We start from the raw sequence: 23,984 nt of genomic DNA, 5'->3' as shown, positions 1-23,984 counted from the left end.
TCAGTGCCGGTATATGTGGCAGTTACTGGAACAGGTAAAGCGATTTATGAATGCCGCTTCGCCGTTCCCCGGAAATCAACATGGTTTGGCTAAAGTGGAGCGGTAATATGCAAAGCTATTTAGGCCGAATAGCCTAAGTGTATTTTCATAGCCATATGGCGGATAGTATTCCGCTCCCATCACGGTATTCTTCTTGAAAAGCATTCCATGAGATGTTGATTTTTTAAATCTCTATCGGAATTCATTAAATAGTCATCACGATAATTCTATATTTTCTTTTTCTTATTAATTTATTTTTATTGTGGCTTTTATTTCTCTTTGTATGGATTCATGAAATGAAATTCGAGTTTTACATAAATAATTAAGCCAATAAATCGATGATAAATATCGCCGATATGATTTAACGACTATTTTATTACCGCCGTTTTTATCTGAGAGGGGAAACCCTGTCGTGATTATCAATGGGATGGCATAAGGAAAATTCATATGAAAAGTGGTCTGAAAACGTATTTATGTATGGCAGCAACGGGGCTTTCTCTGTTTTCTGTTGCTCAAGTAGCACAAGCATGTGGCACTGAGGATTACACGGGGTCTATTTGTTATACTGCCGCAAGTTATTGCCCGAATAACTATGCTGAAGCGCTGGGACAGGTCTTACCTATTAATAGTTATCAGGCATTATACAGTCTTGTGGGGACCACCTATGGAGGGGATGGGCGTGCAACGTTCGGTATTCCAGACTTACGTGGCAGAAGCCCGATTGGGTTAGGTCAAGGGCCTGGGCTGACAAACGTTGTCTTTGGGGAGAAACGTGGAGAGGAAACTAACACGCTGACCGTTTCTCAAATGCCTGTTCACAGTCATGTAGCGACGTTCACGCCTATCGCAGGCACGCAGAATCCTGTTGTCATCAACGCAACGACAGATAAGGGCACGTCAAATACGCCTACCAAGGCAGCTAACCAGCTAGCCACGCCTGATAAACCTGCAGCGCTTATTTATGCGGCACCGGGGGCTGCGACTACACAGGTTCCGCTGGCGGGTGTCAGCGGAGGAGAAATAACTGGCGCTGGTGGTTCGGTCACCTTAGGTAATAGCGGCAGTTCACTACCTGTTTCTAATATTCCGCCTCAAACCGCATTAAGAGCCTGCATTGCGTTAAATGGAATTTATCCACCTCGCCCATAATTATCGCTGTACAAAAAGTAAGTCCAAAAATAACCCCGTCGGAAGACGGGGTTATCGCAGAATAATCAGAACACAAATAACATATTAATGAGGCAAGGCTTCTTTAGGATGCAGCCCCAGATTACCCGGGGACGGCTCACCTTTCACTTCGCCGAGGTACAAACCGATCTGGGCACGGAATGACTCTACTGCGGCACGATCGCTCATGAAGTCGGCAAAAGCCTGTGGGCTGGTATTCTTATATTCCCAGATAGGCTTATAGCCAGCGGGTGGTGCCACGTCAGTACGCACCGACCACATATACCAGACATTGCTCTGCGTCTCTTTATCCAGCAGCCAGCTCAGATACAGCTTGGCGCTTTCCGGGTGTTTAGCCTGTTTGAAAATGGCGGCACGCTGTGCCCAGGAAACAAACGGATCGCTTTTGGGCAGAACGAAGCGTGAATTCGCGTTTTGATCGGGAGCCAGTGCACCGTCGGTTGAGAAGGTCGCCGCTGATTTACCGCTTTCCACATCGTCTGCGGGAGCCTGCGTACCGCGAACATAAACCGGATTCTGCTCTTTGAATTTAGCAACATACTCCCAGCCGTATTTATCGACGACCTGCTTAAACCAGAACAGCACGGCGTCGTCATCGTTCGGGTAGGTTAAGACAATGCTGCCTTTCAGATCGGGACGTAAATAGTCATTGGCTTCTGTCGGCCAGGCATTTTCGGCAATCAGCTTGGTATTGACCACGTTGCTGAACGCATCGACAAATACGCCAGTCCAGGCGCCGTCTTTGTCTTTAAACGCAGGGTACACTTTGTCCCAGCCGATAGGTTTGTAGTTCAGCAGCACGCCTTCTTTTTTCCAGCGTGGGTAATCCTGCAAGGTTTGTAGCTGTACCACATCCGGCACCAGCGTCTTGGTCGTTAGCTGATTATCAATACGTGCATCGTGGAATTTACTGTAATCCACAATGACATTGAGTTTCATGCCCGGAAAGCGTTTTTCAAACGCTTGTTTGATGCCATCCTGCTGACCCGGTGTGTCACCGCCTGCATAGACGGTCACAATACCGCCTTCCCGAAGCGCGTTCTGATAAAGCTCATTGATCGGACGCTTATCGGCCTCTACTGCCGCATAGCTGGCCGCTGCCGTCGCCATCAGTGCCGTAAATGCGACCACCTGTTTTATTTTAAACATCGATTCCTCCTGAATGAGAGCCGTCTCTACCGACGCGCTTTTTATCCTTTATGGCTGTTGGTCAGGATAAGCATGCATAGGCAGAATCATTAAATGATTATCAAGTTATTTAATTTGTTTGATAGTTATTACCCCGCTGAGATGACGATTAATCCGCTTTTTATCTGCGGGCTTGCGTATGTTATCCGGTTGTGAATAATGTTAAATGAGAAAAAATTGAGATTTTAATTCAAAATAAATGAATTAAATTTTGGCGTGAAAGGAAGCACAATAACAGGGAATTACGGCGATATTTAGGCCGCCCTGCGACCTAAAATAGGATTAATTCAAGCGGCGTCGAGAGTACTGTCGAACGCATCCATCAGCAGGAAGGTGCACTCGGCGCGCTGGTGGCTATTGATCATCGGAACCAGCCGCTGGAAGTGCTCAGTCTGGCAGTGAATATCCAGCGCTGCTCTATCCGGCCAGGTTTCGATAAAGGTGAAATGCCCTGGATCTTTCTGATTGATAAAAAGCTCATAGGAGATGCACAGCGGCTCCTGTCGGGTTTTCTCCACTAATTCGCGGTACAGCGGCATGACTACCTCAATGCACTCAGGCTTAATAAAATCCTGTGCGATCACTTTAAGCATAAAATGGCTCTCCCTACATGGTTGTCCTGCTGGTTAAACGGTTCCGGCTAGCCGCGCTGCTGTTTTTCACTCTGATCTGCGCCGTTTCCCTGTCGGTAGGCCAGCGATACCATCAGCGATTGCACCAAACACAGCGTGGCGGACTGTGAACGGAACGCATCAACCTGCGCTTCCTTCACCACAAAGCAAACGTCACTGAGCGTCGCCAGCGGGCTGATCTGACTGTCGGTAATGACGATTTGCCGCGCGCCGGCCTTCGCGGCCATCTCACTGACCATCACGGTTTCCTGTGAGTAGGGCGAGAAGCTGATGGAAACCACCACATCGCGTGAACTGACACGGCTGAGCTGTTCGCGAAACATGCCTCCCAGCCCGTTGACCAGAATGGGGCTGCTTTCCAAATGACTAAGCGCATAGGTGAGGTAAGTGGCGACGCTGAACGAGCGCCGCAGCCCGACGATATAAATCGTTTCCGCCTGAGCCAGCAAATCGACGGCTTTTTGCAGATCCTCTTGCGGGGTACGTGCCGCTAGCTGTTGCATCGCCTGCGCGTTTGAGCGGGCAAACTCATGCAGAATATCCAGCGGCGTTTCTGGCACGGCATCAGCTTCCATCGCTCGAAACAGCCGCGCCCGGTCAGTATAGCTGGCGGTTTCTTCCACCAGATTCATACGGAACAGCTGTTTCATTTCGTTGAAACCGCTGAAATCAAAAGCGTTGGCGAAGCGAATCAAGGTTGAGGGGGGAACGTCAGCACGCTCGGCGATCACTGCGACGGTATCGAAAGCGATGCTGTTGGTGTTATCCAGCACATAGTGCGCCACCTGCTGTAACCGCTTGCTGAGCGAATCATAACGCTCGCGGATCTGTTCCTGTAATTCTCTCAGGCTGGTTGCCATGGGCATATCGGGTTATCTCCCAAAGACGTATAAGAACCTATCCCATTAGGGCGATTGCATGACTGGCGCCTGAAACGGAACAGAAAATTCATTTCTGGATACGGCTGTTTTATCTGTACGACATTTCCGGCGGCACACCTTTATCGATAAGACTATTTTCATAGGCTGCTCGCCTGCCTTTATGGACAGCTGTCTTCAAGTTTACATAAAAATTCGCAGCGGATCACAATAATCAATATTTATTTTATTTTTACGTTAAATGGAATGTTCATTTCATATACTGTAATCCGATAGCAGCCGTTTGTCTCCTCAAAACCCACAAAGGTGTAAACATGGAAACCGTATCTAACTTCATTCAGGGGGCGATTGCCTCCAGCAACAGCCAGCGCTACGCCGCGGTTTACAACCCTGCGACGGGCGAGCAGATTCGCCAGGTTGTGATGTCTGATAAGGCGGAAGTCGAGCAGGCTATTGCCAGCGCGGCGGCGGCATTCCCTGCGTGGTCAAAACATTCTCCGCTGCGCCGTGCACGCGTATTGTTTCGTTTCAAAGCGCTACTGGAAGAACGTATGGATACGCTGGCCCGGCTGATTTCACAGGAGCACGGCAAGGTCTATTCCGATGCCGTGGGGGAGGTGACGCGCGGTCTGGAAGTCGTTGAATTTGCTTGTGGTATTCCCCATTTGCAAAAAGGTGAACACTCGGCGAATGTCGGTACCGGAGTGGATAGCCATTCACTCATGCAGCCGCTCGGCGTGTGCGTCGGGATTACGCCGTTCAACTTCCCGGCGATGGTGCCAATGTGGATGTTCCCGATTGCGCTGGCGACCGGTAATACCTTTGTGCTTAAGCCGTCGGAGAAAGATCCGTCGCTCTCGCTGCTGTTAGCGCAACTGCTGAAAGAAGCGGGTCTGCCGGACGGTGTGTTTAACGTCGTTCAGGGCGACAAAGAAGCGGTGGACGTCCTGCTGACCGATCCGCGCGTGCAGGCGGTGAGCTTTGTGGGATCGACGCCGGTGGCGGAATACATTTATCAGACGGCGTCGGCGCACGGTAAACGCTGTCAGGCGCTGGGCGGGGCGAAAAACCACTGTATCCTGATGCCGGATGCTGACATGGACATGGCCGCCAGCGCGATTATGGGCGCGGCGTTTGGTGCAGCGGGCGAGCGTTGTATGGCGTTGTCGGTGGTGGTCGCCGTTGGTGATGACACGGCGGAAGCGCTGCATCAGCGTCTGAGTGCACAGATCAAAGCAATGCGCGTCGGGCCAGGTCTGGTGGACGGGCAGGAAAATGAAATGGGGCCAGTGATCAGCGCACCGCACCGGGCGAAGATTGCCGACTATATTCAAAGCGGTGTCGATCAGGGTGCGACGCTGCGTATCGATGGTCGCACGCTGTCTGTTCAAGGGCACCCGCAAGGTTACTTTATCGGGCCGACGCTGTTCGACAACGTCACGCCAGAGATGAAGATCTATCAGGAAGAAATTTTTGGCCCGGTGCTGTCCGTGGTGCGCGTGCCGGATTATCAGACGGCGGTAACACTGATTAACAACCATGAATACGGCAACGGCACCGCTATTTTTACCCGCGATGGTGAAACGGCGCGTCAGTTCTGCGAAGAGGTACAGGCCGGTATGGTCGGCGTGAACGTACCGATTCCGGTACCGATGGCGTTCCACAGCTTCGGCGGCTGGAAGCGCTCCATTTTTGGGCCGCTGAATGTCCACGGCAATGACGGCGTGCGCTTCTACACCCGCATGAAAACCGTCACCAGCCGCTGGCCCGCCAGCGTCCGTCTGGAACACCACACCAGCAGCTTCGTCATGCCCACGTTAGAGTGAAGATGTTATGAAAGAACTAAAACTTCGGCTGGTTCATTACGATAAATAGCAGTGCAGATTTTTATTGTTTTTTCTTTCACGTAAAAAATTGCGCTGAGGTGGCGTGACCGTCGGGTGAGCGACAAGGATGTCGCGAAAGCCAGTGCCGCGTCTGGAGCGCGTCACTGGTGGCCCGGCTACGGGCACGAACGCCGAAGGTCTCGCGTAGCGACGCAATTTCCCGTGGAGAAGCCTGGGGTCATGGGGCAGCGGCGATTGAGCTGCCCCATGTCGGGCGTGTGCAGCAGTGTGGAAAAGAAGTGATTTGCGCAACACGCACGAAACTTTATGCCGACTGACATAGAAATCGTTTCTATGGCCAGCACGGTGGCTAGCCGTCTGGATAAAACAGGTAGGAGTAGATCAATGGATACGTGTCGCATCACCATGGCGCAGGCGCTGGTCAGGTTTCTCAACCAGCAATACCTCAGCGTAGACGGTGAAGAATCCCCCTTTGTGCAGGGCGTCATGACCATTTTTGGTCACGGCAATGTGCTGGGCATCGGCCAGGCGCTGGAGCAGGAGGCGAATCGTCTCACCGTGCATCAGGGGTGCAACGAACAGGGAATGGCGCACATCGCTGTCGGATTCGCTAAACAGCACAAGCGGCGGAGAATCTATGCGGTGACCTCATCGGTGGGGCCGGGGGCGGCAAATATGGTCACTGCTGCGGCGACCGCCACCGCCAACCGTATTCCGGTACTGCTGCTGCCCGGCGATCTCTTCGCCTGCCGCCAGCCGGATCCGGTTTTGCAGCAGGTCGAGCAATATCACGATCTGTCGATTAGCACCAATGACTGCTTCAAACCCGTTTCCCGCTACTGGGATCGCATTAATCGCCCTGAACAGCTGATGAGTGCGCTGATTAATGCCATGCGTGTGCTGACCGATCCGGCAGATACTGGCGCGGTAACGCTGTGTTTACCGCAGGATGTGCAGGCGGAAGTCTGGGATTATCCGACATCCTTTTTCCGCAAGCGCGTCCATCATCTTGAACGCCGTCCGCCGGATGCGGCACGGCTGGATGAGGCGGCGGCGCTGATTGCGAGCAAGCGCCGTCCGATGCTGATTTGCGGCGGCGGTGTACGTTATTCCGGCGCGCATGATGCGCTGGCGCAGTTTGCTGAGCAGTTTGCGATTCCGTTTGGCGAAACGCAGGCGGGTAAAGGTGCGATTGTTTCCTCACATCCGCTGAACTGTGGCGGTATTGGTGTGACGGGTGGGCTGGCGGCGAATCGGCTGGCGCAAGAGGCGGATCTGATTATCGGCGTCGGGACGCGTTTAACCGATTTTACTACCGGCTCAAAATCGCTGTTTCAGAACCCGAACGTCGAATTTTTACTGCTCAACGTTGCCGAGTTCGATGCGTTAAAACTGGATGCGCTGCCCCTGATCGCCGATGCGCGTGTCGGGCTGGAGGCGCTGACCGAACGGCTGGCGACGGCGTCTTATCGTAGCGGCTGGCAGCAGGCCGTTGATCAGGCTCGTGCGGAATGGGAGCGCGAACTACAGCGGCTGTTTACCGTGCAGGACAAAGGCGAACTAGTGCCGGAAGTGGTGGATGGGCTGGAAGACAAGCTGGATGAATATCGCCAGATGTTGAATACCCATCTGACGCAAACGCGCGTGCTGGGCATACTGAATGAAGAGCTGGAAGACAGCGCGGTTGTGGTGGGCGCGGCGGGCTCGTTGCCGGGCGATCTACAGCGCGTGTGGCAGGTGAAAACGCCGGACAGCTATCATCTGGAATACGGCTACTCGTGCATGGGATACGAAATTGCGGCAGCGATTGGTGCACGTCTTGCGGCACCGCAACAGCCCGTCTACGCGATGGTCGGCGACGGTTCCTATTTGATGCTTCACACCGAACTGCAAACGGCGGTGCAAGAGGGCATAAAAATCACCGTGCTGCTGTTCGATAACGCGGGCTTTGGCTGTATCAACAACCTGCAAATGAGTCAGGGAATGGGCAGCTTCTGTACGGAAAATCGCTATCGAGATGCGGAATCGGGGCAACTGCGCGGTGCGCTTATTCCGGTGGATTTTGCCAAGAATGCGGAAAGCTACGGTTGCAAAGCGTGGCGGGTACATGATGAAGCCTCGCTCAGGCAGGCGCTGACGGAATCACGCCAGCATGCGGGGCCGGTGCTGCTCGATATCAAGGTACTGCCGAAGACCATGACGCACGGCTATGAATCCTGGTGGCGCACTGGCACGGCGCAGGTTGCTGATAACCCGGAGATTGAGTCTGCGGCCAATAACGTGAAAGCCGCGCTTTCCCGCGCACGGCAGTATTAGGTGATCTCCCCTGTATCACTGTCTCTTAGTCACCATGATGTAGGGTCGCTAGTTGTGTTGGGTGTTATCCGGCGTAAAAAATTATGCTGAGGAGATAGCAGGCTTAGGATGAGCCGCATGGACGCGGCGAAAGCTTGCGCCACGTATGGAACGTGTCGCAAGCGGTCCTCTAAGCCTGATACCGACGAAGGCATCGCGCAGCGACATAATTTAGCCGGAAGCCAGGGTTCACAGGGCGACGGCAACTGAGCCGCCCTGTGTCGGGCGCGTGCTACGAGGTGGCATGGAATAGCTGTATTGTAGCGCACGAAACGGTCTCTGAATCTGCATAAAATGTGATGAAGAGACAGCCTGTGCAGATGAAGTTTGCAATCTGTAGTGTTGCCTAATCCTTCCCTATACTCCTGAACCAATATGAAACATTCATTTCATTTTCAAACCGTGGTTTCATTTTCCTTCCTGCTGTGCGCTAGCGTCTGACCGTTCCTCTGACATTCCGGTATACCGCCACAGACATACTCATTAGATGTGTGATTGGGGTTGCAGAAAACAGCGAAGATGTCATGAAAATGTTAACTGGCGCGCAAAAACATAATTTTCAATTTATACAAAACTGAAATAAATGTTTTATTTTACCTATCAGGATTCGCGGTAAAGAGCGGGTGATGATGGGGCTGGGGAGAATGCGACTAGCCGTTATCCGTCACTTTTTCAGTCTGGCATTAAACGCCACTCAGGCAGCAAGGGAGCACCTATGTTTAACATCGCTTTACTGGGCGCGGGCCGCATCGGTCAGGTCCATGCAGTGAACATCGCGGCACACAAAGAAACCAACCTGTACGCGGTGGTCGATCCCAACCCAACCAATGCCACGGCGCTGGCTGAACGCTACCATACCAAAGTGCAAACCGTGGATGAAGTTATGAACGATCCGGCGGTACACGCCGTTCTGATTGCGTCCGCGACCGACACGCACGCCGACCTGATTGAGCTGGCCGCCAAACATGGCAAAGCCATTTTCTGTGAAAAACCGGTGCATCTGGATATTGCTCGCGTTCGCGATTGCCTGACCGTCGTCAAACAGCAGAACGTGCCGTTGTTTGTCGGTTTCAACCGCCGCTACGACCCGCAATTCCGCCGCGTCAAAACGCTGGCTGGCGAAGGTCGCATCGGCAAGCCGGAATCTCTCCTGATTATCTCTCGCGATCCGTCGCCGCCGCCTGCCGAGTACGTCCGCGTTTCCGGCGGGATGTTCCGCGACATGACGATCCATGATTTTGATATGGCGCGCTTCATTATGGGCGAAGAACCCGTGTCGGTCTTTGCGCAAGGCAGCAATCTGGTCGATCCGGCGATTGGTGAAGCGGGCGACATCGATACCGCATTCATCGTGCTGAAATTCGCCTCTGGCGCGATGGCGACCATCGTCAACAGCCGCCGCTCCGGCTACGGCTACGATCAGCGCCTCGAACTGCATGGCGCGAAAGGCGTACTCAGCGCGGGCAACATCCGCGAAAACGTGGTTGAGCAGTGGACTGACGACGGTTGTCTGGCGGCGAAACCCGAATACTTCTTCCTGCAACGCTATCACGCCGCCTACGCGGCAGAGTGGCAGCACTTTGTCGACGTGCTGAATGGCCGCACGCAGCCGGAATGCTCCGGGCTGGACGGCGAGCGTGCGCTGAATCTGGCGGATAAAGCCTTTGAATCATTGGCTCAAGGCAAGGAGGTCGCCGTGTAACCGTATCGGCATCGGCACATCGCGTTTTACCTGCTTTCAACCCTACACCCATACTCATAACAGAAGCAGAGAAAAGACATATGAAAAAGATCATCAGCGTTTCCGCAATCGCCATCGCACTGGGTCTGTCTGGTTTTGCTCAGGCCCAAAATGAACAAATCGTTTTCAGTACGCCGAATCTCGCTATGCCGTTTGAAGTACATATGCAGCGCACCGCTGTTAAAGCCGCCAAAGAACTGGGCGTGAATTTGCAGGTGTTGGATGGGCAGGGCAGCTCACCGAAGCAGGCCGCCGACTTGGAAAATGCTATTACGCGTGGGGCGCAGGGCTTTGTTGTCTCGCCGAATGACGTTAACGCGGTGTCCAGCGCTGTTACCGATATTCAGGATGCCAAGCTGCCCGTGGTGACGCTGGATCGTTCGGTAAAAACGGAAAAAGCAGTGCCGCACTTTGGTGCCAATAACTATAAAGGCGGTCAGGCGATTGCCGACTATGTCAAAACCAAATTCCCAGATGGTGCAGAGATCATTCTGCTGACCGGTCAACCGGGTTCGTCTTCTAACATCGAGCGTACGCAGGGGATTCGCGACAGCCTGAAAGCGGGTGGCAGCAAATACCACATCGTCGCGGACCAGACGGGGAACTGGATGCGTTCAGAAGGGATGCGCATCGTGGAAAGCGTTTTTCCTTCGCTGCCTAAACGCCCGCAGGTGATCCTCTCTGCGAATGACGACATGGCGCTGGGCGCGATTGAAGCGTTACAAGGGCAAGGTTTGAAACCCGGCGACGTGATGGTGACCGGCTTTGACGCCGTGCCGGAAGCGCTGGCTCGCGTACGCGACGGTTGGCTGGCCGTGACTGCCGATCAACGTCCGGGCTACGCGGTGACAACTGCGTTGACGCAGTTGACCAACAACATCCGCAGTAAAGCGCCTATCACCGGGGCAGACTACCAACCGACCATGATTACCAAAGATAACCTGAACGATGCTGAACGTATTGGCGAAGCGGGTAAATAAGTCGTTTTCTACGTAATCAATAAAGGTATTCAGCAGGCCGCGTCCGCGCGGCCTTGCGGGAGGAAGGTAAATATGACGGAACCCCTACTGAACATTACCAATCTGGCAAAGAGCTTCTCAGGCGTTTGGGCGTTGAGCAACGCGCAGCTGACCGTACAACCGGGAGAGATTCATGCGCTATTGGGAGAAAATGGCGCGGGCAAATCGACACTGTTGAAGGCGCTGGCAGGGGCGCAGCCGCAGACCAGCGGCGACATCTGGTTTGGTGGCGAGACGCTGTTACCGCTCGAATCGCCCGTTGAGCGCCAAAAGCGGGGGATTATCACCATTTATCAGGAATTTAATTTGCTGCCCAATATGAGCGTGGCGGAGAACATGTTCCTGGGACGCGAACCGCAAAGCAGCAGGGTATTCGTGGACGCGCTGGCGGTGAATCGCGAGGCGAAAGCGGTACTGGATTACCTGAAACTGAACATTGCGCCGACGACGCAGGTTGCGCGTTTGAGCGTAGCACAGCAGCAGATGGTGGAGATTGCCAGAGCACTGACGCTGAACGCCAAGCTGATTGTGATGGACGAACCGTCGGCGGCGCTGAGCGACAGTGAAGTCGACAGCCTGCACCGTGTGGTGCGCGAGCTGAAAGGGCGTGGCGTGAGCGTGGTGTATGTCACGCACCGGCTACACGAAGTCTTCCAACTGTGCGATCGGTTTACCGTGTTTCAGGACGGCCGCTACACCGGTTCCGGCGATGTTGCCAGCACGAATGTGCAGGAGATTATTCGTCTGATGGTCGGCCGTGACGTGGTGTTTAACCGCCGTCCGCCTTCGGAAACGCATCATCAGGATAAGCCGGTACGGCTGGCAGTGAAGGGCTTAAGCCGGGAAAAACCGCCGCTGGATGCACACGGTATCGCGCTGAAAGACATCAACTTCCAGGTGCATGCGGGCGAAGTGCTCGGTATTGCCGGGCTGGTAGGCGCGGGACGTACGGAAATCGCACGCTGCCTGTTTGGTGCAGACGCATTCTCTACCGGTGAATTTGTGCTGGATGACGAACCCTATTATCCCTCCACGCCGCTGCATGCACTGTCGCAAGGCATCGCGCTGGTGCCGGAAGACCGCAAGAAAGAGGGCGCGGTGCTGGGGTTGTCGATCAGGGAAAATATCTCGCTTTCCAACCTCTCGTCGCTGATGCGCTGGCGCTGGTTTGTCGACACCCGTAAGGAGGACGACCTGATTGAGGCCTACCGTCAGGCGCTGCACATCAAGATGGTGAACAGCGAGCAGGAAGTGCGCAAGCTGTCGGGCGGTAACCAGCAAAAGGTGATTCTTGCCCGCTGTATGGCACTGAATCCCAAGGTATTGATTGTGGATGAGCCCACGCGCGGCATCGATGTCGGCACCAAGTCTGAGGTGCATCAGGTGCTGTTCGATATGGCGAAACGGGGCGTCGCCGTGATTGTGATTTCCTCCGACCTGCCGGAAATCATGGCGATTTCCGACCGCATTATCACGCTCAGTGAAGGGCGGATTAGCGGGGAAATTCATGGCGATGACGCCACAGAAGAAAAACTGATGACGATGATGGCCATTTGCCACGACGCATTACACGCAGCATAACGGAGGTGACGCATGTCCCAGCAGCCGCTTTCTAAGAGCATTACGCCGTCCAATCCGCGTGGACGTTTTGACCCAATCGCCTTTTTTGAACGCTTCGGCGTGTTTATTTTCATGATTCTGCTGCTGATTTTCTTTCAGTCGCAGAACAGCAATTTTCTGTCCGAGCGCAACATCACCAACATTCTGACCGAAGTCTCCATCTACGGCATCATGGCCGTCGGGATGACGTTCGTTATCCTGACTGCGGGGATCGACCTGTCCGTCGGCTCGATTCTGGCGGTGTGCGCCATTACCGCCGCCTCGGTCATTAAAGGCGACAACTTCACCACCGTCGATCCGGATGCCTGGTACGGCTTGAGCTGGCTGGTCGCGTTGGGCGTCTGTCTGGCAATGGGCACCTTCATTGGCTTCCTGCATGGTTTGGGTGTCACCAAACTGCGTCTGCCGCCGTTCATCGTCACGCTGGGCGGGATGACGATCTGGCGTGGATTAACGCTGGTGATGAACGACGGTGCGCCGATTGCCGGTTTTGACCCCGGCTATCGCTGGTGGGGGCGAGGCGAGATCCTGGGTATTTCGGTGCCGATCTGGATCTTCGCACTGGTCGCTTTACTGGGTTATCTGGCGCTGCATAAAACCCGCTGGGGCCGCTTCGTGTACGCCATCGGCGGCAACACCGAAGCCGCGCGGCTGGCCGGGGTGAACGTGCAGCGTGTGCTGGTCAGCGTTTACGTGGTGATTGGCTGTCTGGCCGGGCTGGCGGGCTTTATTCTCAGCGCCCGTCTCGGTAGCGCAGAAGCGGTTGCGGGGATCACCTTCGAGCTGCGCGTCATCGCCTCGGTGGTCATCGGTGGCACCTCGCTGATGGGCGGCTACGGCCGGATCAGCGGCACCATTATCGGCTCGATCATCATGGGGATTCTGATTAACGGACTGGTGTTGATGAACGTATCGGCCTACTACCAGCAGATTATTACCGGGTTAATTATCGTGCTGGCGGTGGCGTTCGACACCTACGCCAAGAGCCGTCGCGGCGCTATCTGAGCCGCACCCGTACCGACTCTTTTTTCGCACTGAGGTGGATATGAAGGATGTACGCATTGGGTTAATCGGCACCGGCTATATCGGTCGTGCGCATGCCATCGCCTACGCACAGGCACCGACGGTCTTCCCGCTGAAAGGCAATCTGGTGAAGGCGATGCTGGCAGAAGTATCGCCGGAGCTGGCAGCCCGACGGGCGCAGGAGTTTGGCTTCCTGCGCTCCACAGGGGACTGGCGTGCGCTGGTGGCGGATCCAGACATTGACGTGGTGGACATTTGCGCGCCGAACTTTCTGCATAAGACGATGGCGATGGCAGCCATCCAGCACGGCAAGCACGTTTACTCGGAAAAGCCGCTGGCGCTGAACGCGCGTGATGCCCGAGAAATGGTCGACGCCGCGCAGCAGGCGGGCGTGAAAACGCTGGTGGGCTTCAACTACATGAAGAACCCGACCTCACAGCTGGCCAAAGAGATTATCGCCAGCGGCGAGATTGGTGACGTGGTGCATTTTTACGGCACGCATAACGAAGATTATCTGGCCGATCCGAACAAACCGGCCGACTGGCACTGTTTCAAAGAAACTGCTGGGCTGGGGGCGCTGGGGGATCTGGCGGCGCATATCGTCAACATGGCGCAGTATCTGGTGGGTGATATCGCCAGCGTCTGCGGTGACCTGCAAACGGTGATTGCGCAGCGTCCGACGGCACCGGGCAGCAGCGAATTAGTACAGGTGGAGAATGAAGATCAGGCGCATGCAATGGTGCGGTTCGCCAGCGGCGCACGCGGCGTGATTGAAACGTCGCGCATCGCCTGCGGCCGAAAAATGGGCCTGACCTATGTCGTGACCGGCACGAAAGGCACGCTGAGTTACACGCAGGAACGCATGGCGGAGCTGAAGCTTTATCGGCATGACGAACCGGAGAACCGGCAGGGATTTAAAACGCTGCTGACCGGGCCGCAGCATCCTGACTATGCGGCTTTTTGCGCCAGCGCCGGACACGGTATTGGATTTAACGATCAGAAAACGGTGGAGGTGCGCGATTTGATCGACGGTATTGCGGCTGACGTCCCGATGTGGCCGGATTTCGAAGAGGGCTGGAAAGTCTCGCGAGTTCTGGATGCGATCGTGCAGTCACACGAAACGGCGCGCTGGGTGAATGTGGATGAGGTGGGCTAATACGTCAGCTGACGTGATTTCTTCTTTTTTTACGCGATTTTTACAGGATTGGCCGCTATGAATAAGGAAAAGACGTTTGATGTGATTTGCATGGGGCGCGTTGCTGTCGATCTGTACGGGCAGCAAATCGGCGCGCGTCTGGAAGATATGGGCAGTTTTGCCAAGTATCTGGGCGGGTCGTCCGGCAACGTGGCTTACGGCACGGCGCGACAGGGGTTGCGTTCTTCTATGCTGGCGCGGGTGGGCGACGAGCATATGGGGCGCTTCCTGCGTGAAGAGTTGAATCAGGTCGGCTGTGACACCAGCCATTTAATTACCGATAAGGAACGTCTGACGGCGCTGGTGCTGTTGGGCATTAAAGATCGCGATACCTTTCCGCTGATTTTCTACCGCGATAACTGCGCCGATATGGCGATCTCGCCGGAAGATTTCACCGAGGATTACATCGCGTCGTCGCGCTGCCTGGCGATTACCGGCACGCATCTCTCTCATCCGAACACGCGTGAAGCGGTGCTAACGGCGCTGCAATACGCGCGGCGTAACGGGGTGAAAACGGCGCTGGATATCGACTACCGTCCGGTGCTGTGGGGGCTGACGTCGCTGGGCGATGGCGAAACGCGTTTTGTTGAAGCGCAGGCGGTCACGGAGCAGTTGCAGCAGGTGCTGTCACTGTTCGATGTGATTGTCGGCACCGAGGAGGAGTTCCACATTGCAGGCGGCAGCACGGATACCTTGCAGGCGCTGCGCACGGTGCGGCAGCACACGCAGGCGGAACTGGTGTGCAAACGTGGGGCGCTGGGGTGCTCGGTGTTTAGCGACGCGATTCCTGACCATCTGGATAAAGGCATCACGATCAAAGGCGTGCGCGTGGATGTGCTGAACGTGCTGGGGGCAGGCGATGCGTTTATGTCCGGCCTGCTGCGCGGCTACCTCAACGGTGAAGGCTGGGAGAAAGCCTGTGCGTACGCCAATGCCTGCGGCGCGTTGGTGGTATCACGCCACGGCTGTGCGCCAGCCATGCCAAGCAAGATCGAACTGGATAACTATCTGGCCCGTGCGGCGAGCGTCCCACGCCCTGATTTGGACGAAGAGCTTAACCATCTGCATCGTGTTACGACACGTCGTAAACAGTGGCATGAGCTGTGTGTGATAGCGTTCGATCACCGTAGTCAGTTGGAAGACATGGCGTTGAACTGCGGTACTGAAATCAGCCGTATTCCGGCACTGAAAAAGCTGATTCTGCGTGCCAGCTATGACGCGGCACAACAGGCAGGGCTGGAAGGCAAAGCGGGTCTGCTGTGCGACGGCACGTTCGGACAGGATGCGCTGAATGACATCACCGGGAAAGGCTGGTGGATCGGCCGGCCGATTGAGCTGCCGGGATCGCGCCCGTTAATGATGGAGCGCGGTAATATTGGCTCACAGCTGGTGAGCTGGCCGCTAGAACACGTCGTGAAATGTCTGGTGTTCTTCCACCCGGAAGACGCTCACGCGCTACGGCGCGAGCAGGAAATGAAGGTGATGGAGGTCTATCAGGCCTGTCGTCAATCCGGCCATGAACTGCTGCTTGAAGTCATTCTGCCTGCGGGGATGCCGCACAGCGATGCGCTTTATCTGCGTGCGATTCAACGCTTCTACAACCTCGGCGTACGGCCGGACTGGTGGAAACTACCGCCGCTGTCCTCCGAAGGCTGGGAGCAGCTTACGCCGCTGCTGGCGCAGCGCGATCCTTACTGTCGTGGCGTGGTGATTCTGGGGCTGGATGCGCCGCTGGAAACGTTGCAGCAGGGATTCAGCGCCGCCGTAGGCTTCCCGATTGTGAAAGGTTTTGCTGTCGGTCGTACCCTGTTTGCCCAGCCAGCACAAAAATGGCTGCGTAACGAGATCGATGACGCCGAATTGATTGAGCAAGTTAAACATAACTATCTGCAACTGATCGCCGTCTGGCGTCAGCGCGGTTAACCCATTCTATGCTCTAAATAATTCGAGTTTCAGGAAGGCGGCAAGAGAAGGAATCCCGATGAGCTTACTCAGGTAAGTGATTCGGGTGACTGAACGTAGCCAACGCACATGCAACTTGAAGTATGACGAGCATATCTATTTGAATAAGGGACATAACATGAGCGTTCAACTTGGTATTAATCCACTCACCTGGACCAATGACGATCTGCCTTCTCTGGGCGCGGACACTCCGCTGGAAACTTGTCTGAGCGAAGGGCGGCAGGCTGGTTTCGCCGGTTTTGAATTAGGTAATAAATTCCCGCGTCAGGCCAGCGTGCTGGGGCCGATCTTGCAAGCGCACGATCTGCGCTTAGTCTCCGGCTGGTACTCCGGCGAACTGCTCACCCGCTCAGTAGAAGAAGAGATTGAAGCGGTGCAGGGGCATCTGGCGTTGCTGCGCGACCTCGGCGCGACGGTACTGGTGTTTGCCGAAGTGACGGGCGCGATTCACGGCGACCAACAGAAACCGGTCCATCTGCGCCCGCGTTTCCCCAAAGAATGCTGGCCGGAATACGGCAAAAAACTGACCGAGTTTGCGCGCTACACGCAAAGTCAGGGCGTGCAGATTGCCTATCATCACCATATGGGGACGGTGATTGAAAGCGCACAGGACGTGGACAATTTGATGGAACATACTGGGCCGGAAGTCGGGCTACTGCTGGATACCGGACACTTTACGTTCGCGGGTGCCGATCCGGTTGCGGTGGCGAAGCGCTGGATTAACCGCATCAATCACGTTCACTGCAAAGACATTCGTCCAGACGTGCTGAAAGACGTGAAAAACCGCAAGACCAGTTTTCTGGACGCGGTGCTGAGTGGCGTCTTTACCGTGCCGGGCGATGGCTGTGTCGATTATCCGGCGGTGTTCAGCATCCTGAAAGCCCATAATTACAGCGGATGGCTGGTGGTCGAAGCGGAACAAGATCCGGCTGTCGCTCATCCGCTGACGTACGCGACACTGGGCTACAATAACTTGCAACGTTTCGCCCAGCAGGCGGAATTGATCTGATTCGTGGTGATATCCCCCGCATCTTCACGCTGCCAGCAGACCAATGCGCAGGCAGCGTGAAGTCGGGGGGAGATAAGGAGGCAAAAGATGTCCCGATTGTTATCACGCCATCGTGCTCCTGACGAACATGGCCGTACCCAGCACATCACGCCGGAAACGGCGGGCTGGCGATACGTGGGGTTCGAGGTATATCAATTGGTACCTGAGCAGGTGCTATCGCTGCCCGCCAGTGATAACGAGCGCTGTCTGGTACTGGTCAGCGGCAAGGCAACGGTTGTCACGCCAGGTGAGCGCTTTGAGCAGATTGGCGACAGAATGAGCCCGTTTGAGCGCAGAAAACCCTATGCGGTTTATGTCACGACGGGAGAGACGATTACAGTGACGGCGCACACCGCGCTGGAACTGGCTGTTTGCGCTGCACCGGGATTCGGCACGCATCCGACCCGGCTGATCGCCCCGCAGGATATCGACGCCGAGCAGCGTGGGGTCGGTAATAACCAGCGCTATGTGCATAATATTTTGCCGGAGGACAAAGCGGCAGATAGCCTGCTGGTGGTCGAAGTGTACACCGATGAAGGCTGCACCAGCTCTTATCCCAGCCACAAGCACGATGTCGATAATCCGCCGCAGGAAACCTATCTGGAAGAAACCTACTACCATCGTTTGAACCCAGAACAGGGATTCTGCCTGCAACGCGTCTATACCGATGACCGGTCATTAGATGAATGTATGGCGGTCTACAATAGGGACGTGGTGCAGGTGCCGCGCGGCTATCACCCGGTTGCCACCCTTGCAGGCTATGACAGCTACTACCTGAATGTGATGGCCGGCCCGACGCGCCAGTGGCGTTTCACCTGGGAAGCCGATCATCAGTGGATAAACAGTCCCGAGTATGCGGATAAGCATAGGAAGGGCAACGTGTAGCGATACTGGCAAACGAACGTGAGAATGGGCAGTGGCTTATAGGTAACCTGTAGGTTACTGCCATAATGTACTTGGGAAAGTTAGCTAGCTAACACAATATGTTTAACCAGTTTCATCTGAAAGCAGGTCGCTTTCATAATCCTGTCCGCCATGCCAAATGCCGAGAACCGTTACCGTTTTTTTCTCTTTTTCCACCATAAAAGCAATAAGTGTTCGTTTGCTGTGATTAGTGACACGCAGTCCAGGAAAAATATCGTTGCGCTGGTTTCCTCTTTCAGGAAATAACTCAAGCGACTCACAGTAACTGACAATGCTTTCGGTATAGCTGAGTGCAGTTTTGGGTGACGAAACCCTCGCGATGTAGCGATACAGTGCTGCGAGTTGTTCCTCCGCTTCCGGTGCGAATACTACCCTGTAATCCATTACTTTTCTCCGGTCATCTTCCTGAACTCGGCTTTTAATCTGTTCCTCATGTCGCTACTGCTGAGGCTTTCTGTTTCACCGCGTTGCAGCGCGTTCCAGGCGGGAACGACTTGTTCCTGCAGCCAATTCTCTACTGCATTATCGCGTGCAATTAGCGCTCGAAGTCCTTCCCGAATAACCTCACTTTCTGACGCGTATTCACCGCTGGCAACTCGTGCTTTCACCTGCGCAGCCATTTCATTTGGCAACGTTATACTCATCTGCTGTGTTGTTCTCATTGTCTACCCCTTCAACATACCGATAGGATTTAATCATACTCATTATTTCCCATCTTGTCAGGGGTGAACCACCTGGATCAGACGTCTCGGTTCACCGAAATATTATCGAGTTTACCTGCTTTCAAATAGCCAATGTGGCTAGCCATCAGTTCGGCTTCCTGTTCGCTGTGTGTGACTAAGAGCGCGGTTTGTCCGGCGTCGCGCAGGATGTCGCGCACTTCCTGTCCCAGTCGTTTGCGGCTGTCGGGATCGAGGCTGGATAGCGGTTCGTCGAGCAACAGCACAGCAGGTTGCGGGGCCAGCGCTCGCGCGAGTGCAATACGTTGCTGTTGTCCGCCGGACATCTCATGCGGATAGCGCTGTGCCAGCGAGACGAGATCGACCAGCTCAAGCATGGCGCGGACGCGCGACTGCTGGAGATCCTTCGGCTGCTTTCTCAGACCGAAAGCAATATTCTGCGCGGCGGTCAGATGGGGAAACAGCGCGTAGTCCTGAAACACCATCCCGACGTTGCGCTGTTCCGGCGGCAGATGCACGTCCGGGCCCGCCACACAGCGTCCGCCGACGTGAATCGTTCCCTGAGTCAGGTGTTCAAAACCCGCAATCGCGCGTAAGGCCGTGGTTTTACCGCATCCTGATGCGCCCAGCAGACAGGCCAGTTCACCCGCGGCAACTTCCATAGAAAAACCGTTCAGCACGTGATGCATATTGTGCTTGTGCCCGTAGGCGACGTGGATATTATTCAGAACGAGTGTAGCCTCAGACACCTTGACTCTTCCTCATGATTTTCATTCTTTCTCAACCGACGTTTTTAGCTGACTGCGGGCCAGCAGCACAACGGGCAGCGTACCCGCCAGTACGATCAGCAATGCAGCAATCGCGCCTTCTTCGTAGGTGCCTCTGGCGGCTTCGGCATACAGAACGGTCGCCAGCGTTTCGAAATTAACCGGCCGCAGCAGCAGCGTGGCAGGGAGCTCTTTCATCGCGTCGGCAAACACCAGTAGCGCACTGGTCACCAGCGCGGAGCGCAGCAGAGGAAGGTGCACGCGGAAAAAGGTGACAAATTCACTTTCGCCCAGCAGACGCGATGCCTGTTCTATCACTGGGGGAATGCGCGTCAGCCCAGCATCAAGCGCACCAATCCCAATCGCCATAAAGCGAATGGCGCAGCAGACTACCAGAAGGATACCGGCGGAAAGCAGCGGCAATCCCTTATAGCCTATCAATCCGGCGAGAAAATTATCCGTCGCCATGCCGGGCGTCAGCATGCCAATCGCCAGTACCGTACCGGGCACGGCATAGCCCAGCGAGGCGATTCTCAGTATCGTGCGGCGGCGTTCTGGTGAACGGTCAGTGATAGCTGAATGACGGGCATACCACGCAATAATCAGGCTAACGAACGTGACGACCAGCGTGACGCCAACGGCCAGCAGCAGCGAGTTCTGCAACGACTGTATCAGACCCGCAGAGATCGTCACACTATCGCCCAGCCGTTTCGCGCTTTCCCAGGCCAGAAAGAGGGCAGGGGCGATGAAGCCGAGCAGGATAGGCAACGCGGTCACACCGGTTGCCAACCAGGCGCGTACGCCTTTCAGCGGTGCGGGCATGATGCCGCGCATTTGGCGGCTGGTGCCGTAGCGCTGGTTTTTCCGGCCGTAATATTCCAGCGTCAGCAGCAGGATAACGACCGTCAGCATCGTGCAGGCAATCTGTGCTGCGGCGGGTAAATCCGAACGGGTGACCCAGGTGGTGTAAACCGTCACGGTCAGCGTATTGACCCCAAGGAACTCGGAGGCACCAATATCATTCAGCGTTTCCAGCAAAGCCAGACTGGTGCCGACGGCCAACGCAGGGCGTGCCATCGGCAGGGCGACGTGCAGGAAAGTGCCCGTTGCGCTCAATCCTAGCGTGCGTGCGGCTTCCAGCAAGTGTGCTGGCTGGCTGATAAACATCGCGCGCATGGTTAGATAAACGTACGGATAGAGCACCAGACCGAGTAGCAGAATTGCACCCGTCATGGATCGCAGGTCCGGCAGGCGGAACTGACGCGGACTGTCGTAGCCCAGCACGCTGCGGATCGCTTCCTGAATTGGCCCTATAGGATGCAGCAGATCGAGCCAGGCAAACGCGACAATATAGGTTGGCATCGCCAGCGGTAGCAGCAGCGCCCAGCTAACAAACTGTCTGCCGGGGAAATCAAACGCGGTCACCAGCCAGGCGCAGCCTGCACCAATCACCATGACGAGTGCGCCGACGCCGACGAGCAGAATGAGTGTGTTGAGTGCAGCATCGGGCAGCACGTAGCGCATCAGGTGATCCCAATGGCCAACACCCGCGCCAGCCGCTAGCCAAAGCAGGGAAACCAGCGGGGCCAGAACACCGAGTGCAATGATGACGGCAGCGATGCGAAGCGGAGAAAAAAAGAGGCGCGGCCGCCCGAAGGCGCCGCGCAGGGTTGACGAACCGGTCTTATTGATCGAATCCAACTTTATCTACCAACTGACTAGCCTGTTTACGGAATTTAACGATGTCAGTCAGCGGAATGCTATCCACATTCACTTCACCAATCGTGCTGCCGATGGTGGACTCCAGCGCGACGCCTTTACGAACCGGATATTCGTAGTTCGCCTGTGCATAGATCTGCTGAGCCGGAGCGGAGATCAGATATTCCATTAATTTCACGGCTTGATCTTTATGTGGTGCGTGGCGTGCAATGGCAGCACCGCTGATATTGACGTGCGTACCGCCGTTCTCAAATGTAGGCTGAACGACTTTGATGGCATCGCCCCATTTACGAGCATCGGTACCTTCTTTGGCGTTCTTCATATGGCCGACATAATAAGAGTTCGCCAGACCCACATCGCAGATGCCGCCGAGGATATCGCGCGCCACGTCACGGTCACCGCCCGTGGCTTTACGCGCCAGATTGTCTTTCACACCGCGCAGCCAGGTTTCAGTTTTGGCTTCACCATGATGTGCGATCATCGCGGCAACCAGCGCGGTATTATAAGGGTGTTGACCCGCACGGATACACACTTTGCCTTTCCATTTCGGATCGGCCAGATTTTCGTAAGTAATGCCGGTCAGCGGCAGCGATTTTTCTGCATAGAGCACGCGAGAGCGCATCGACAGACCAAACCATTGGTTATCTTTGTCACGTAGCGCCGCCGGGATAGCCTCGGTTAATGCACTGGACTGGATCGGCTGTGTAACACCGGCTTCTACCAGATCGATCAGGTTACCGGCATCAACGGTCATCAGCAGGTCAGCCGGTGAGTTTTGACCTTCCGCCTTCACTCGCTCCAGCATGCCGTCCTTGATGAACACGGTATTCACTTTAACCGACGTCTCTTTGGTGAACGCATCCAGCAGCGGCTGAATCAGGCCGGGCTCACGCGTGGTGTAGAGCGTCAGAGAGTCATCTGCGGCAGCAGCAGGCAGGGCATAGGCCACCATTAGCGATGAAGCCAGCGTCAGCAGGCGCGCTTTTTTGCGCAGAACAGACAGCGTTTTTGACATGTTATTATCTTCTCCAGAGTGAATGTGATGCGTAAATTAATAAAATAAGGAGATATTTTCGGCAGGTGACAAAAACTATATATGATAATCACTCTTGTTTGCAATCTCATTGAGCTGCACGATCCGCGATCGTGATGCGGTTCAACATACGGACTCATCGGGAGAAAGCCGCTGCTTTATTTTTCAGCACGTTGATAAAAATAGCAGCGATTGATTATGTTGAGTGAGGCGAGCGCTATGGCGTCTGGCTTTCGGCCAGCCTGCTGATATGCATGGTCAGCCAGGTAAGCTCTTCTTTCGGCAAGGCCATTTGGTATTTTTCCTGCACGTAATCCCTGATAGCCCAGGAAATCGCCATCGCTTCAGGATAGTGTTTCAGCAGTTCCTGATAGAAATCGTCTGTGTGTCCCGGTGCGATTTTGCGTGCAATGACCCGTTCGGAGAAATAGCGCAGATGGGTGATAAAACGCAGATAGTCGACGGCGTTGACATCAATATTCTTGTTTAACTTATAGCGGACAATCTCCGCCAGACGATTCACCAACTGCACCTGCTGGTGGGCATCGGCAATTTCGGCGCTGCCGGCGGCATTGATGAGGTGGAACGCGATATTGATAGCTTCGTCATCGGGTAGCGTGACGTTAAAGCGTGCCGACACGCGATCTTTTGCCTGCACGCCGAGGGCGTACTCTTTTTGGTAATAGCGTTTCACTTCCCAACTGAGCTTATTGATGAAGTGGTTACCTGTTTTGCTACGTTCAACTGCAAAATAGAGATGTTCCGCCAGCGTAAAGAACAGCACCGAATTAAGCTTTTCGGCGTACTGACTTTGTGCCAGCGTGACGATCTCATGCGTGATGTCAAAAAACGCCGCAGGAATGGTGTCGGTCAATGAAAGAAAATGCCGTGATTTCAGGTTTTCCAGCGGAATGAAAACCTGCTCAACGTGCGTTACATCAATCAATGAACCGGGTTTGGCACCAAATCCGATGCCTTTACCCAACAGGATCATCTCCTGCTGTTCATGGTCGACTAACAGCATGCTGTTATTTAACGCTTTTTTCACTTTAATCACGTTTTTCTTCCAATCATGCTGGTTTTCTCATTACGTTTTCCAATCACAGTCATTTCCTGTCATTGCGCA

General features: G+C 54.8%; 21 protein-coding genes. 12 read left to right on the top strand and 9 right to left on the bottom strand.

The features are described from left to right. Together Q3A88_RS19170 and Q3A88_RS19165 are read left to right on the top strand one after the other, a co-directional pair. Window positions 1-106, top strand: a 106-nt coding sequence (locus Q3A88_RS19170; protein ID WP_317178013.1) for a hypothetical protein, incomplete at its 5' end; no start/stop codon positions are given. 380 nt (window positions 107-486) lie between these two features. Beyond that, a complete protein-coding gene (locus Q3A88_RS19165) occupies window positions 487-1,188 on the top strand; it encodes a phage tail protein (RefSeq protein ID WP_317178457.1) in 702 nt (233 codons plus the stop codon). Between the two features lie 84 nt (window positions 1,189-1,272). Here the strand turns inward: Q3A88_RS19165 and Q3A88_RS19160 are convergent, their stop codons facing one another. The 3 genes from Q3A88_RS19160 to Q3A88_RS19150 form a co-directional block, all read right to left on the bottom strand. Continuing rightward, complete coding sequence (locus Q3A88_RS19160) at window positions 1,273-2,376, bottom strand: ABC transporter substrate-binding protein (RefSeq protein WP_317178456.1); 1,104 nt, start codon at window positions 2,374-2,376, stop codon at window positions 1,273-1,275. A gap of 326 nt (window positions 2,377-2,702) precedes the next feature. Continuing rightward, on the bottom strand, window positions 2,703-3,008 hold the full coding sequence (locus tag Q3A88_RS19155; protein ID WP_317178455.1) for a putative quinol monooxygenase: 306 nt from the start codon (window positions 3,006-3,008) through the stop codon (window positions 2,703-2,705). Between the two features lie 47 nt (window positions 3,009-3,055). Further along, on the bottom strand, window positions 3,056-3,913 hold the full coding sequence (locus Q3A88_RS19150) for a MurR/RpiR family transcriptional regulator (RefSeq protein WP_010281425.1): 858 nt from the start codon (window positions 3,911-3,913) through the stop codon (window positions 3,056-3,058). Window positions 3,914-4,239: 326 nt separating this feature from the next. Here Q3A88_RS19150 and Q3A88_RS19145 point away from each other — a divergent pair, with 326 nt between their 5' ends. The 10 genes from Q3A88_RS19145 to iolB all read left to right on the top strand — a co-directional run bounded on the left by Q3A88_RS19145 (window position 4,240) and on the right by iolB (window position 18,620). Beyond that, window positions 4,240-5,751, top strand: a complete 1,512-nt coding sequence (locus tag Q3A88_RS19145) for a CoA-acylating methylmalonate-semialdehyde dehydrogenase (protein ID WP_014914754.1) — start codon at window positions 4,240-4,242, stop codon at window positions 5,749-5,751. Window positions 5,752-6,156: 405 nt separating this feature from the next. Further along, on the top strand, window positions 6,157-8,088 hold the full coding sequence (gene iolD, locus Q3A88_RS19140) for a 3D-(3,5/4)-trihydroxycyclohexane-1,2-dione acylhydrolase (decyclizing) (RefSeq protein WP_110162683.1): 1,932 nt from the start codon (window positions 6,157-6,159) through the stop codon (window positions 8,086-8,088). Window positions 8,089-8,842: 754 nt separating this feature from the next. After that, complete coding sequence (iolG, locus tag Q3A88_RS19135; RefSeq protein WP_014914760.1) at window positions 8,843-9,829, top strand: inositol 2-dehydrogenase; 987 nt, start codon at window positions 8,843-8,845, stop codon at window positions 9,827-9,829. A gap of 80 nt (window positions 9,830-9,909) precedes the next feature. Then, entirely contained in the window at window positions 9,910-10,848 is a 939-nt protein-coding gene (locus Q3A88_RS19130) for a substrate-binding domain-containing protein (RefSeq protein WP_010308444.1), read from the top strand. A gap of 72 nt (window positions 10,849-10,920) precedes the next feature. Next, the gene (locus tag Q3A88_RS19125; protein ID WP_317178454.1) at window positions 10,921-12,468 is read left to right on the top strand and encodes a sugar ABC transporter ATP-binding protein; all 1,548 of its coding nucleotides are present in this window, start codon (window positions 10,921-10,923) and stop codon (window positions 12,466-12,468) included. Window positions 12,469-12,480: 12 nt separating this feature from the next. Next, on the top strand, window positions 12,481-13,512 hold the full coding sequence (locus tag Q3A88_RS19120; RefSeq protein ID WP_010281439.1) for an ABC transporter permease: 1,032 nt from the start codon (window positions 12,481-12,483) through the stop codon (window positions 13,510-13,512). A gap of 40 nt (window positions 13,513-13,552) precedes the next feature. Then, window positions 13,553-14,686, top strand: coding sequence for a Gfo/Idh/MocA family protein (locus Q3A88_RS19115; RefSeq protein ID WP_039287661.1), 1,134 nt, complete (start codon window positions 13,553-13,555; stop codon window positions 14,684-14,686). A gap of 57 nt (window positions 14,687-14,743) precedes the next feature. Next, a complete protein-coding gene (locus tag Q3A88_RS19110; protein WP_317178453.1) occupies window positions 14,744-16,648 on the top strand; it encodes a bifunctional 5-dehydro-2-deoxygluconokinase/5-dehydro-2-deoxyphosphogluconate aldolase in 1,905 nt (634 codons plus the stop codon). Between the two features lie 157 nt (window positions 16,649-16,805). Beyond that, window positions 16,806-17,696 carry a myo-inosose-2 dehydratase gene (gene iolE, locus Q3A88_RS19105; protein ID WP_317178452.1) on the top strand — a complete coding sequence of 297 codons (891 nt, stop codon included), beginning with the start codon at window positions 16,806-16,808 and terminating at the stop codon, window positions 17,694-17,696. Between the two features lie 87 nt (window positions 17,697-17,783). Further along, window positions 17,784-18,620: a 5-deoxy-glucuronate isomerase gene (gene iolB / locus Q3A88_RS19100; protein ID WP_317178451.1), complete on the top strand. Its 837-nt coding sequence runs from the start codon at window positions 17,784-17,786 to the stop codon at window positions 18,618-18,620. Between the two features lie 102 nt (window positions 18,621-18,722). Here the strand turns inward: iolB and Q3A88_RS19095 are convergent, their stop codons facing one another. The 6 genes from Q3A88_RS19095 to Q3A88_RS19070 all read right to left on the bottom strand — a co-directional run bounded on the left by Q3A88_RS19095 (window position 18,723) and on the right by Q3A88_RS19070 (window position 23,915). Further along, window positions 18,723-19,043: a type II toxin-antitoxin system RelE/ParE family toxin gene (locus tag Q3A88_RS19095; RefSeq protein WP_014914766.1), complete on the bottom strand. Its 321-nt coding sequence runs from the start codon at window positions 19,041-19,043 to the stop codon at window positions 18,723-18,725. After that, window positions 19,043-19,321: a type II toxin-antitoxin system ParD family antitoxin gene (locus Q3A88_RS19090; protein ID WP_010281452.1), complete on the bottom strand. Its 279-nt coding sequence runs from the start codon at window positions 19,319-19,321 to the stop codon at window positions 19,043-19,045. Before Q3A88_RS19090 ends, Q3A88_RS19095 begins: the two co-directional genes overlap by 1 nt. Window positions 19,322-19,398: 77 nt before the next feature. Then, the gene (locus Q3A88_RS19085) at window positions 19,399-20,088 is read right to left on the bottom strand and encodes an ABC transporter ATP-binding protein (protein WP_110162679.1); all 690 of its coding nucleotides are present in this window, start codon (window positions 20,086-20,088) and stop codon (window positions 19,399-19,401) included. A gap of 21 nt (window positions 20,089-20,109) precedes the next feature. Beyond that, a complete protein-coding gene (locus Q3A88_RS19080) occupies window positions 20,110-21,807 on the bottom strand; it encodes an iron ABC transporter permease (protein ID WP_317178450.1) in 1,698 nt (565 codons plus the stop codon). Beyond that, complete coding sequence (locus tag Q3A88_RS19075) at window positions 21,791-22,840, bottom strand: Fe(3+) ABC transporter substrate-binding protein (protein WP_317178449.1); 1,050 nt, start codon at window positions 22,838-22,840, stop codon at window positions 21,791-21,793. Before Q3A88_RS19075 ends, Q3A88_RS19080 begins: the two co-directional genes overlap by 17 nt. Window positions 22,841-23,075: 235 nt before the next feature. Next, window positions 23,076-23,915: a PRD domain-containing protein gene (locus tag Q3A88_RS19070; RefSeq protein WP_317178448.1), complete on the bottom strand. Its 840-nt coding sequence runs from the start codon at window positions 23,913-23,915 to the stop codon at window positions 23,076-23,078. Window positions 23,916-23,984: the final 69 nt, after the last annotated feature.

It is taken from the genome of Pectobacterium sp. HCp5_1, assembly GCF_032905925.1.
In the GTDB taxonomy this organism is placed as follows: domain Bacteria; phylum Pseudomonadota; class Gammaproteobacteria; order Enterobacterales; family Enterobacteriaceae; genus Pectobacterium; species Pectobacterium brasiliense_A.
The sequence above is the reverse complement of the archived record's forward strand: the minus strand, read 5'-3'. Positions and strand labels throughout refer to the sequence as shown.

Excerpts from the sequence above, each read along its gene's own strand:
- Q3A88_RS19165 (WP_317178457.1), top strand. The coding sequence starts at position 487 with ATGAAAAGTGGTCTGAAAACGTATTTATGTATGGCAGCAACGGGGCTT.
- Q3A88_RS19160 (WP_317178456.1), bottom strand. The coding sequence starts at position 2,376 with ATGTTTAAAATAAAACAGGTGGTCGCATTTACGGCACTGATGGCGACG.
- Q3A88_RS19155 (WP_317178455.1), bottom strand. The coding sequence starts at position 3,008 with ATGCTTAAAGTGATCGCACAGGATTTTATTAAGCCTGAGTGCATTGAG.
- Q3A88_RS19150 (WP_010281425.1), bottom strand. The coding sequence starts at position 3,913 with ATGCCCATGGCAACCAGCCTGAGAGAATTACAGGAACAGATCCGCGAG.
- Q3A88_RS19145 (WP_014914754.1), top strand. The coding sequence starts at position 4,240 with ATGGAAACCGTATCTAACTTCATTCAGGGGGCGATTGCCTCCAGCAAC.
- iolD (WP_110162683.1), top strand. The coding sequence starts at position 6,157 with ATGGATACGTGTCGCATCACCATGGCGCAGGCGCTGGTCAGGTTTCTC.
- iolG (WP_014914760.1), top strand. The coding sequence starts at position 8,843 with ATGTTTAACATCGCTTTACTGGGCGCGGGCCGCATCGGTCAGGTCCAT.
- Q3A88_RS19130 (WP_010308444.1), top strand. The coding sequence starts at position 9,910 with ATGAAAAAGATCATCAGCGTTTCCGCAATCGCCATCGCACTGGGTCTG.
- Q3A88_RS19125 (WP_317178454.1), top strand. The coding sequence starts at position 10,921 with ATGACGGAACCCCTACTGAACATTACCAATCTGGCAAAGAGCTTCTCA.
- Q3A88_RS19120 (WP_010281439.1), top strand. The coding sequence starts at position 12,481 with ATGTCCCAGCAGCCGCTTTCTAAGAGCATTACGCCGTCCAATCCGCGT.
- Q3A88_RS19115 (WP_039287661.1), top strand. The coding sequence starts at position 13,553 with ATGAAGGATGTACGCATTGGGTTAATCGGCACCGGCTATATCGGTCGT.
- Q3A88_RS19110 (WP_317178453.1), top strand. The coding sequence starts at position 14,744 with ATGAATAAGGAAAAGACGTTTGATGTGATTTGCATGGGGCGCGTTGCT.
- iolE (WP_317178452.1), top strand. The coding sequence starts at position 16,806 with ATGAGCGTTCAACTTGGTATTAATCCACTCACCTGGACCAATGACGAT.
- iolB (WP_317178451.1), top strand. The coding sequence starts at position 17,784 with ATGTCCCGATTGTTATCACGCCATCGTGCTCCTGACGAACATGGCCGT.
- Q3A88_RS19095 (WP_014914766.1), bottom strand. The coding sequence starts at position 19,043 with ATGGATTACAGGGTAGTATTCGCACCGGAAGCGGAGGAACAACTCGCA.
- Q3A88_RS19090 (WP_010281452.1), bottom strand. The coding sequence starts at position 19,321 with ATGAGAACAACACAGCAGATGAGTATAACGTTGCCAAATGAAATGGCT.
- Q3A88_RS19075 (WP_317178449.1), bottom strand. The coding sequence starts at position 22,840 with ATGTCAAAAACGCTGTCTGTTCTGCGCAAAAAAGCGCGCCTGCTGACG.